General features: G+C 46.2%; 7 protein-coding genes. All 7 read right to left on the reverse strand.

The window, feature by feature from the left end:
* Positions 1-57: 57 nt before the first annotated feature.
* Positions 58-1,047: a dynamin family protein gene (locus LAY57_RS33425; RefSeq protein ID WP_338022544.1), complete on the reverse strand. Its 990-nt coding sequence runs from the start codon at positions 1,045-1,047 to the stop codon at positions 58-60.
* Positions 1,048-1,331: 284 nt separating this feature from the next.
* A complete protein-coding gene (locus LAY57_RS33430; protein ID WP_249071504.1) occupies positions 1,332-1,925 on the reverse strand; it encodes a chemotaxis protein CheW in 594 nt (197 codons plus the stop codon).
* 18 nt (positions 1,926-1,943) lie between these two features.
* Complete coding sequence (locus LAY57_RS33435; RefSeq protein ID WP_249071505.1) at positions 1,944-4,787, reverse strand: hybrid sensor histidine kinase/response regulator; 2,844 nt, start codon at positions 4,785-4,787, stop codon at positions 1,944-1,946.
* A gap of 134 nt (positions 4,788-4,921) precedes the next feature.
* On the reverse strand, positions 4,922-7,360 hold the full coding sequence (locus LAY57_RS33440; protein WP_249071506.1) for a methyl-accepting chemotaxis protein: 2,439 nt from the start codon (positions 7,358-7,360) through the stop codon (positions 4,922-4,924).
* A gap of 2 nt (positions 7,361-7,362) precedes the next feature.
* Positions 7,363-7,821: a chemotaxis protein CheW gene (locus LAY57_RS33445; protein ID WP_249071507.1), complete on the reverse strand. Its 459-nt coding sequence runs from the start codon at positions 7,819-7,821 to the stop codon at positions 7,363-7,365.
* A 95-nt stretch (positions 7,822-7,916) separates the two neighbouring features.
* Entirely contained in the window at positions 7,917-8,285 is a 369-nt protein-coding gene (locus LAY57_RS33450) for a response regulator transcription factor (protein ID WP_249071508.1), read from the reverse strand.
* Positions 8,286-8,622: 337 nt separating this feature from the next.
* Positions 8,623-11,322: an alpha-glucan family phosphorylase gene (gene glgP, locus LAY57_RS33455; RefSeq protein WP_249071509.1), complete on the reverse strand. Its 2,700-nt coding sequence runs from the start codon at positions 11,320-11,322 to the stop codon at positions 8,623-8,625.
* Between the last annotated feature and the right edge of the window lie 114 nt (positions 11,323-11,436).

Here is an 11,436-nt window from a genome sequence, read left to right on the forward strand (position 1 = left end):
TGCTGGATTTTTACTAGAAATATTTTACCAGAATTTTGGCTTTCTGAAAAGCACGGTCTATGACCGTGCAAAGTATACCTTCGGCGTATCCCGAAACTGGGAGGTAATCAAGTCATCTAACCTTTGCCGTAACTGAGTGTTGTACCAAGTTTCATCGATGCGGTTGAAGACGTAAAAAACGCGATCGCGAATTCCCGGATTATTCCGCATCTTCTCCAGCAGTTCCGTTTCTTCCGTCGTCATGTCACCCGCCGACGCGGGTTTCAAAACACACACAACTGCTGAAGTTTCCGAATCTTCAATTTTGCGATAAGTCAGTTCGGCATCTTTTTTGACTGGGGCATCAATTCCCGGCATATCAATTAAAATATTGCCATCTTGCAATAAGGGATGATAACAGTAATACTCGATGCGCTTCAAAACCGCACTGTTACTACCGCGACGCGCATAACTGGCAGCTTCCTTGAGATTGGCAAAGTCGAATTGCTCCATCGAATATGTGGCATTATTAATAGTGTGGATGCGATCGCAATTCGCCACATACCCTTGCAGCAACAATATCAGCGCCTTCGCCTGTTTTGCACGTTCTGACTTGCTTTCGCCACCCTCCTGCTGGATGATTGCTTCGCACCCCTGGCGCAACAGGTTCATCACCTCAGTATCGTAGATATTTGGAGGTGCTGCTAACCCCAGTCGTTTGCAGATGGCAAGTGCCTGTTCCCGAATCTCCGCCTCGCTGAGAAACGTCAGCACTACTCGTTCTTTGTCCAGTTCTGCATATTCGATATAACATTCCGTACCAGTAGCGTGTCCTTCGGCGCTGTAAAGCAGTTCCCGTTCCAGCAATGCGTTAATCAGCATCGATTTACCAGCACTAAACGCACCAGCAAACACAATTTCAAATTTCGGGGAAATCGCTTTTCGCAGGGAAGCTTGGATTGGTGTGATATCATACTGCGATCGCAAAGACGGTTCCTGATGCAGCAAATGCAGCAGACTATCCACCTGTTCTGACAAATTCTGACACGGCGGCGCTACTTGATTCATTGTAAATTTCCATCCTTCTAATGACCGATATCAGATTTTATATCATGTTCGGTAGCATCGGTTACCTAAAAAATTCCTGTGATTATTCTTATCTGCGTTTATCTGCGTTCATCTGTCTACCCTACGGGAAGGCGAAGCGCCTACATCTGCTGTAAAAATTTAACCAACGATGACAACAGACAATTTGACAGTATCACTTATGTACTAACGATGTAACGTGACACGATATTCTATATTAGATTTAAAAAGACAAGATTGTCAATTAAAAATAAATTTGAAATTTATCACTCAATAATGACTAGCTGATTAACCAATTCTTCCAAATCGAGATAAAACATAATTTTATCGTTAGGAGTCTGGATAATATTTTGAATAGCTGACGACAAATTACCCTGTTGATAAAGTTCTGGAATCTCAGCAAACTTGTCCTCTGCTACTTCCAAGACTGTTGGTATTTCAGGAATAGGAATACCGATGCGCTGTCCTGACTTGAGTTTACAAATAATTAAGTATTCACGTTCTCGCTCATCGTGACTGCGGATAAAAAGCTTAGACGGATCGATGAGAGTAATTATTTCATTTTTATATTCTACCAAACTGCGATCGCTGTGAAGAACACCGTGGGGTGTAAATTCGTTGATAACGTGCTGCACTCGATCGATCGAAATAGCATATCGTTCGTTTCCCAGTTGAAAGGAAACCAGTTTCCGCATGGGAGTGCGAGTTAAAAAATAGCGTTTGCTGCGAAATCGTCTGCTCATATTTAATTTGGGGACTGGGGACTGGAGAGAAGAGTGGGAGAGTGGGAGAGTGGGGGAGAGAATCACCACTGACAACCGACAACTGACAACCGACAACTGACAACCGACAACTGACAACTGACAACTGACAACTGACTAATGTTTAATTAATTTAGCGATCGCCTCCAATAACTGAGCCTCATTATAGGGCTTGGTGAAATATTGTACAGCACCCAATTCCGATGCCATTTGACGATATTTTAAGCCAGAACGCGAAGTCAACATAGCAACGGGAATAGAAGCAAGTTTGGGCTGAGATTTCACACTTTGCAGCAGTTCAAATCCATCCATACGGGGCATTTCGATATCTACAATCATCAAATCGCAAACGAGACCTTCCTCTAATTTAGATAAAGCATCTTGACCGTCCTTTGCTTGTGCCACTCTGTATCGAGCGCGAGTTAAAGTTTGAGATAGTAACTGTCGGATGGTGTAAGAATCATCAACTATCAAAATTTGCGGTTGGAAGCTAGCGGGTGGTGCCAACAGGTCATTTCTTACACCTAACGATGATTTGTTATCAACAGAAATAGTAGTGCTGCTGTGGGTTGAAAATTGCTCGATTAAATCATCTACATCTAAAATTGTCACTACCCGACCATCACCCAGAATTGTACAACCAACAATACCGGGCGGTTTAGATAGAGGCGGAGGCAAGGGTTTGACGAGAATTTCTTGTTGACCGATGATGCCTTCCACTGCGATCGCTAAAACCCCTTCACTCGAAGTTAAAACCATCACCGGAATGCTGTCTTGGGTGAAAGGAAAGGCATTGGGTGCGGCAACGGGTACGTTGTAGTGCAGTAACTCTTGCAACCGCACCAGTCGAATAAACTCGTCTTCCCAGTGCAACATCGCTTGATTACCTGCCATCTGGATGCTCGCGCCTTGAATATCCATAATTTCCTCAATTGCATCCAGCGGCACAGCTATAATGTTATCCTCTACCTTCACCAACAAGGCATCGGCGATCGAAAGCATCAGCGGCAGCTTCAAAATAAAACTGGTGCCTTTTCCCGGACGAGAATCAACTTTGATCGTGCCGCGTACCTGCCGCAAATTGTTGCGAACAACATCAAGGCCCACCCCTCGCCCAGAAAGGTCGCTCACTTTATCGACCGTACTAAATCCAGGCCAAAACAGGAATTCGTAGAGTTCGCCAATAGAGAGGACGGGTGCTTGTTCGGGTGCTACCAAACCCATGAAGACAACTCGCGATCGAATCACTTCTGGGTCAATACCCCGACCGTCATCTGTAATAGTAATAATAGTTTGCCCGCCTTGGTGACGCGCTTCAATTTCGATTTGCCCCGTCGCTGGTTTACCCGCTGCTTGACGAACTTCCGGCAGTTCGATACCGTGATCGAAGGCATTGCGTAGCAGATGCACAAGCGGATCGCGTAAGGCATCGAGCAAGCTTTCATCAACTTTGGTATCCCGTCCCAGTAACAGCAGATTCACATCTTTGTTATAAGTACGGGATAATTCCCGCAGAGATCTGGGCAGGTGATCGACAGCACGACTGAATGGCACCACCCGCAATTGCATCACGCGACTGCGAAGTTGGTCGGTGATGCGCCGCAGTTGGTCGGTGCTGCGCTCAAATTTAGCTGCCAATTCGTCAATTAAGCCCGCCGATTCAGCGATCGATTGCGTAATTTCAATTACTTCTACAGCTTTGGAGTGGAATTCTGTATATCTATCCATCTCCAGGACATCAAAGGATCTTGGATTGTGCAGTTGTTTGTTAGTTTCAGTAGTCTGCAATTTGGGAGCGGAATTGCGAAAATCTAAAATCGAAAGGCGATCGTATTCTTCTCGCAATTCGCTGCCAAAGTGGTGTAAAGCTAAAATACTCTTGCGGATGCGCTTAGCTTCAGACCGTAACTGGGCTTCCTGGAGTTGAAAATTTGTGCGGTTAATCACCAACTCCCCCACCAGATTTATCAATTCTGTCAGGCGTTCCACTTCTACGCGGATGGTGGATTGGGGAATTGGGGACTGGGCATTGAGTGCTGAGTGCTGAGAGCTGAGTGCTGAGTGAAAATTCTCCCCCTCTCCTCCCACTCCCCCGCTCCTCTGCTCTCCCGCTCCCCCACTCCCCCCACTCTCCCTGTCTAAGGGTTGTACGGTAATAGCTTCTCCTTGCAATACCTGGGTGCGAATTGTTTGCAAGTTTTGCGCTAGCGCCCATCCAGAGGACTGCAATTGCTCTACCGTCAAATCGGGGGTATCGATTAAAGCTCTCAATTGGTTAGCAATTTCCGCAAGGTAAGAGATCTGTAATATCCCCGCTACTCCTGAAATTTGGTAATAAATATTGTTGATAGCTACTAAAGTTTGAGGCAGGGTATCTGTAGTAGATTGAGAAAGTTCTGCTTCTAATTGATTGAAGACAGAAGGTAACTCGAACTCGAAAATCGCTTTGATGGAGTCAATATTGACAATACTGTTACTTGAAGTGATGTTCTTTTGTTCTTTTTTACCATATTTCGCTTCCAGCTGAGCTTCGATCTGAACGATCGCCTCAAAGTGAGTAGCGATCGCAGATTCTGAGCGATCGCTCGGCGTGGCCCGATCGGCCCTAATGTTCCCTTTCCCCTCACAGACTATATCGGCAATAATTCTGAGGCGATCGACCCCTTGCAGCAGCGCAGTTACCGTTTGCGGTTCCAGTTGGGAAAGTTCCACGCGATCGCGCAGAATTGCAAAGCTATCTTCCAAACAGTGCGCCGCCTTTGATAGACTCTCAAACCCAAATATCGAAGCCGAACCCTTGATCGAATGAGCTAGTCGAAAAAGAGTTTTGACCGCCTGCGATCGCTCTTCCGCAGTACTGCTGCCTTCCATTGCCAAAAGATTCTCCTCCATAGATTGGAGAAACTCTTGTGTTTCAGCGATAAATACACCGATTAGATCGTTAAAATCGTCATCGTTCATATACCGGGATTTGTTATTTGTCATGTATTAGTTATTTATCGATGATAAATTTTAGATTTTAGATTTGAAATTTCAGATTTAGCATCGTCAATTTTAAAAAGAATCTAAATCCCAAATCCAAAATTATTTGATGACTAACTTCTAAAATTTGCTACCGAACCTTGCAGTTTATTCACCGCAACTGAAAGTCCGTGCAGAGAAGCCTGTACTTCTAAAGCTTTTTGAGATGTAGTAGTGGAAATAGTATTCACCTGTCGCATACTACCGGAAATCTGTTCGGCAAAAGCCACCTGCTTTTTAGCAGCACGAGTGATATTTTGAATCAAACCATTCATCTCTCGGCTAACTTCAATAATCGCAATCAAATTAGTCTTAGCTTCAGCCGCCAACTGAGTGCCTTCCACCACCTCTTGCGTGCCTGAATCCATAGTTGTAATTACCCGACTGATTTCATCCTTAATAGTGCTAACAATTTCGGAAATTTCTTCTGTTGCAGAGGCAGAGCGTTCTGCCAACTTACGCACTTCATCAGCTACTACTGCGAAACCTTGACCGTGTTCGCCAGCTCGTGCTGCTTCAATCGTAGCATTCAGAGCCAGCAAGTTGGTTTGAGCGGCAATTTGGGAAATTGAGTTGACAATTTTGCCAATTTGTTGTGAACTTTCTCCCAGGCGTTTCATCATTTTGGAAGTTTGGGCGATCGTTTGCCGCAACTCGTTGATTCCTTCCACAGTACGATCTACAGCAACTCCACCTGTTTCTGCTGTTTGACGCGCTTGTTCTGCTACCTGTTCGGCGCGTTTCGCTACATCTGAAACATCTTTGATGGAGTTCACCATCCGCTCGATTTGTTGCAGCATACCATCAATTTGTTGAGCTTGATCGTGCGCTCGCTCGGCCAATTGACTGGTGTCAGTAATGGAGGTACTGGTGGCAGTACGTACCTCGTTGGATAGGTCTTGTATACCATTAACAACCTTGCGTAAAGAACTTATCAGGAAGTTAAACGAGTCGGCTACAGCACCCAGGATGTCATTAGTTACTTCCGCCCGCACGGTAAGATCTCCCTTGGCGGCTCCTTTAATTTCATTCAGCAATTTCAGCACTTGTTGGCTGAGGGAATCGGCTTCCCCTTTACGTTCGACTGCCAGTTTTTGCAGTCTTTCTTCTGCCTCTTTTAACTCTGTGATGTCAAAACGAATAGCAATGTATTTCACAATCGGGCTGTCAGTATCAAAGATGGGAGCAATGGTTGAATCTATCCAATAAAATGACCCGTCTTTTCGCTTGTTTTTAATTTCCCCTTTCCATACATTACCTCTATCAATGGTTGCCCACATATCTGCGAAAAATGATGGCGGGTGATGCTTAGAGTTGATTAGATTATGGTTTTGCCCTATCAGTTCTTCCCTGCTGTATCCAGAAATTTCACAAAACTTGTTATTGACGTAAGTAATTATGCCTTCTCGATCTGTTTCGCTGACAATTGCCGCCTCGTTAAGGGCGTCTTGCCGCATTTTGAATTCATTTTGCAGTTGTTGGAGTTCGTCATTAGATCTAGTTAATTCTGTCGTCCGCTGATTAACTCGTTCTTCAAGTTCTGCATTCAGGGTGCGAAGTTTATCTTCAGCTCGCTGGCGTTTAAGATCGATCGTACTTAGGTTTTTAGCAGTCCACCAAATTAGCACCCCAAAAACTGCTATGTTGAAGACTGCTTGGAGGGATATGGCAAGTTCTGTGTTGTAGTTTTTGGCTCGATAACCTGCTAAGATGAACCAACCGACGATGGGAGGAATGGCGATCGCAGCTGAAGCCAAACGCCTAGCCATCATACCCCCCGCATTCTGAGTTGTGACAACGCTCATCACCCCTCTGTCGGGACGGGCACACAGGATACCGATGCAGAGGATCGAGAAGGTCACGGCTGTATGCAAAGCCATTTGGGTGTAAGAGTTAATACCATAAAGGGATGTGACGCTATAGGCATAGCCCAGCAGCCCCACAAACGCTATGAAAAAAGCTGCCAAGGTGAAGATTTGAGCGACTTGATAGTTGGTATAGTTTCTTACCAAAAACAGCAGGGCGCAGCCCACCATAACGAAGTTAGCAGCTGTGTTCGCACCCATCCGACCGGGGGCAGAAGTCCCAGCGGCTTTTGCTGATTCCTTGAAGAGGAGTTGGTCAATCCCAAAGTCCCCATTTACGCCATACTGGATTAAGGTGAGTAAGCCGATTAGCAGAACTAGAGCGGCACAAACTTGCGCCCACTTTAAAAAGTTTTGAGTTGTTGGAGTAGCTTGTGCGTGCAAGACAGAATTATTCCCAATCCCCTGGGATTTGTGCCACAACCACAAAGCTGCACCCGCGAAGATAAAGCATAAGGCGGTATTAGCTTTCATCGTGACTAGCCCAGGCAATATGCTTTTAAAGAGGGGAATGTTAAACATCCAACCTATGATGACGATACAGCCGATCGCTATAACCGCAATACTGGCTTTCCTGGAAAAGGCTTGCAGTGAAGGAATAAGGTTGGGGGTTGATGGTACGTCTACTTGCTCTATAGAATATTCCATTTTTATCTCTCCGGTGATGTCAGGGATATGGCTTCTATATCTAAAATCATTAGCAGACGATCGCGATCGTTATACAATCCTCGCAAAAAAGGAGCCAATTCTTCACTCACCTCTTGGGCTGATACAATGCGATCGGGGTTGAGGTTTACCACTCCTTCGACAAAGGAAACTGCCAATCCTATCCGCATCGGCGATAATCTTGCATCGTTGGGATCGGGCGCTTCCACTACTAGAATACGACAGTCGGGCGAATGACTATCGACTGCTTGTATACCAATAAAACGACCAAAGTCCATTATCGCTATAATTTCACCTCGCAGGTTGGTTAATCCCAGCAAAAACGGGAAAGTGTTTGGCACGGGGGTAATTGGTTGTTGGTACAAAAAAAGTACTTCTCGAACTGAAGTTAGAGCGAGTGCAAACAGGCTTTTGTTGTGACCAAAGAGAAGGAATTTCAGCATTGGGCATTAGTAAATTTAAAATTTTAGATGGCAGATTTCAAATTTATTTTGGATTGGCAATTTTAAATCGGAAATCGGAAATATAAAATCTAAAATTAGTTATTTGCCATTAACTTTTTTATGATGTCAACTAATTGTTTTGGTTCAAAGGGTTTGGTTATATATGCGTCTGCTCCCATATCCATGCCCCAAAATTTGTCAATTTCTGTGTTTTTTTGGGTGCAAAATACCACTGGTAAGTGTTTGGTTTTTTCGTTGCTCCGCAACTCGCGTACTACCTCAAATCCGTTCATTCGGGGCATCACTACGTCCAAGATCACGAGGTCTGGCGGTGATTCCTGGATGCGGACGATCGCTTCATCTCCATCACTGGCCCGCTCAACGGAAATACCCGCCTCTTGTAAAACTCGGCAGATGATTTCTAATTCAATGGCGAGATCGTCCACAACTAATACTTTTGACATGAGAAATCCTCACAAAAAATAGGGGCTAGTGGTCAGTTGTCAGTGGTCAGTTGTCAGTGGTCAGTTGTCAGTGGTAAAAATCAAGATTTCCAGAGAAACAGAGGCAATTTTTAGTGGTGAGTTATTTCCGCCATCCCTGCACTAGGGGCTTTCTTGCTAGGGGAAGAGGGAAGAGGGAAGAGGGAGAGAATTTCAAATTTTAGATTTCAGATAACAAAATTGAATTTCAATTCTTCAAGTCTTCAATTCTTCAATTTCCCAAATCCCCAATCCGTACTCCTTCTTTTCCTCCCTAACCCCTAGCCCTCTTTCCTCTTCCCTAGCCCCTAGCCCCTAATTATTGTGCCCAAAGAATCAATCCCAGATCGTAAGAACTGCTGAGATATTCATGTTTGGGCAAAATACGCAGAGAGATCCCTTGTAGACCGCTGGAGGTGTAGGTGATGTTGCTGGTATAAATGCTAGTTGCAGACTGGGGATCTTGACCTTGGTATTCCATCGTGGTTGGCACCCCTTTGACAATATCCCCATTGGCATTCACCAGACCAGTGTAAAGCTCTACCTGTAAGTCATCTGGAGTGAGCAATGCCAGATCGATTCGCGCTTTGACGCTAATAGTTTGGTTGACCAGGATTTGGGTTCCTTCAGATACGTCAATGTTCTCGATTTTAATGTTGTACCACTGGTCAAATATCTTGTTTTTCCAGTCGGCTAACTCTTTGGCTGGTGCGTATTGTGCTGCGGTCATCTTAAAGTAGCGATCGCTTGCCGGAAAATATGCCCGCATCCCATACTCCCGAACCATTCGGGCTGTATTGAAGAAGGGGCAATTTAACCGAATCGCATCTTTCATTTTGCTCACCCAGCCACGGGGGATATCTTCGTTGTCCCGATTGTAGAACAGTGGCACAACTTCCTGCTCTAGCAATTCATACAGAGAGTTGGCTTCTACTTCGTCTTGGTAGTTAGGGTTATCATAATCTTCTCCGTGACCGATCGGCCACCCGGTGCGGACATAATCTGCCTCGTCCCACCAACCGTCCAAAACGCTCAGGTTCAGCAAGCCGTTCATCGATGCCTTCATGCCGCTGGTGCCAGAAGCTTCTCTCGGACGCCGGGGTGTGTTCAACCAGACATCGCAACCGGCTACCATCAGCCGCCCTACGTGCAAGTCGTAATCGGGAATAAATACGACATTTCGGATCAAGCCCTGTTCTCGAATGAAGTGGTTAATTGCTCTGATTAGTTCTTTGCCCGGAATATCCATTGGATGGGCTTTACCTGCGATGACAAATTGCACTTTGCGGCCTTTGTTCGCCAGTAAAATCCGTTTAATGCGATCGACATCTCGCATCCACAGGGTAGCCCGCTTGTAGGTGGCAAAGCGACGGGCAAAGCCAATTGTCAAGACCCCTGGATCGAGTACTTCAGACGCTTGGGCAATTTCGACTGGGGAGGCACCGCGATCGCGCAGCTTTTGCGCCAGCCGATCGCGCACAAATACTACCATTTCGGCTCTACACCGCTCGTGATATCGCCATAATTCTTCATCCGGCATGGAACTCACTCGTTCCCATAACGGGTCGCTGACGGGTGCGCGTTCCCATCGAGGGCCAAGGTAGCGATCGTACAAGCTTTGGATTACCGGAGATACGCAACTGCGTGCGTGAACGCCGTTGGTAATTGCTGTGATGGGTACTTCCTCCACTGGTAAACCGGGCCAGAGACTTTTGAACATCGATCGCGACACGACACCGTGCAGTTGGGCGACACCGTTGATAAATGTAGCCATTTTAATGGCCAGAATTGCCATGCTGAAAGGTGATGTAAAATCCCCCGTATTCTCCCGTCCCAAAGCCAGAAATTCTTCTCGCAGTAAGCCAAATACATCACCGTAGTCACCCAGGTAATACATCATTTTGTCTGGGGGGAACAAGTCGATGCCAGCTGGAACGGGGGTGTGGGTGGTGAAGATGCTACTCGACTTGACAACTGCGGAAGCTTGTGTATAGCTCAAACCCTCTTCTTGCATCAGCACGCGGATGCGCTCTAGGGACAAAAAGGCTGCGTGTCCCTCGTTCATGTGGTACGCTGTCGGTTTCAATCCGAGTGCTGTGAGTGCCCGCACGCCTCCTATCCCCAGCATCATCTCTTGGTGAATCCGCATATCGATATCGCCGCCGTAGAGTCGATCGGTGATATCGTGGTCGTATGGGCTGGCGTTGGCCTCAATGTTGGTGTCCAGTAGGTACAAGGGTACTGTTCCCACTTGTATGCGCCAGATCCGAGCATAAACTTTGCGATCGGGATAATCAACTTCAATGCGTATTTCTGTACCATCTGGATGCCGTTCCAGATGCAGAGGCATATTGTAAAAATCATTGATTGGGTAGTGTTCGCTTTGCCAACCATCCGCGTTCAGAAACTGGCTGAAATAGCCTTCCTGGTAAAGCAATCCCACGCCAGCTAGGGGTAAGCCCAAATCGCTGGCAGATTTGAGGTGGTCACCCGCTAGAACGCCTAAACCCCCAGAGTAGATGGGTAGGCAATCTGCAAGGCCAAATTCCATCGAAAAGTAGACATAGCACTCGGAATTTTGGATTTTGCGCTCAGTGGGCGTCTTGGCGGTTCCCGTCACGATGCCCACCTTCGCAAGAGAGGATTTTGGATTTTGGATTGGGGATTGGGATGAATCATCTTCTTCCCGCAAACCCGAAACCTTACCCCCTACACCTTTGCGCTGTTTGTGATACCACGTTAATCGGTGGTGGTAGTCTTCTAGTTGTTGGGCAGCTCGTTCCATCTGGGCGATAAAGCCTTCATCTTCAGCTACTTCTTGCAATCGCGTTTGCGAGATAGTACCCAACATCAATACTGGATTGTGGCGACTTGATTCCCATAGGTCGCGGTCTAGGCGGCGGAATAAGTCTTTGGTATCGACGTTCCAATCCCAGTGCAGGTTGTAGGCAAGCTGCCGTAGGGGTTCTAGTCGCGGCGGTAGAGAGGGGGTAACGTTAAATGTGCGAATTGGCTGCATTGCTTAGCAGAACCTCTTAGTCTAGATATGGTTATTGTGCCGTTCGATTTTTGCTAACATTCATTAACAAAAACTTCCTGTTTCATCTGGGACTGTCGGCAGCACCCCATCCAC

This window comes from Argonema antarcticum A004/B2 (genome assembly GCF_023333585.1).
Taxonomy (GTDB): domain Bacteria; phylum Cyanobacteriota; class Cyanobacteriia; order Cyanobacteriales; family Aerosakkonemataceae; genus Argonema; species Argonema antarcticum.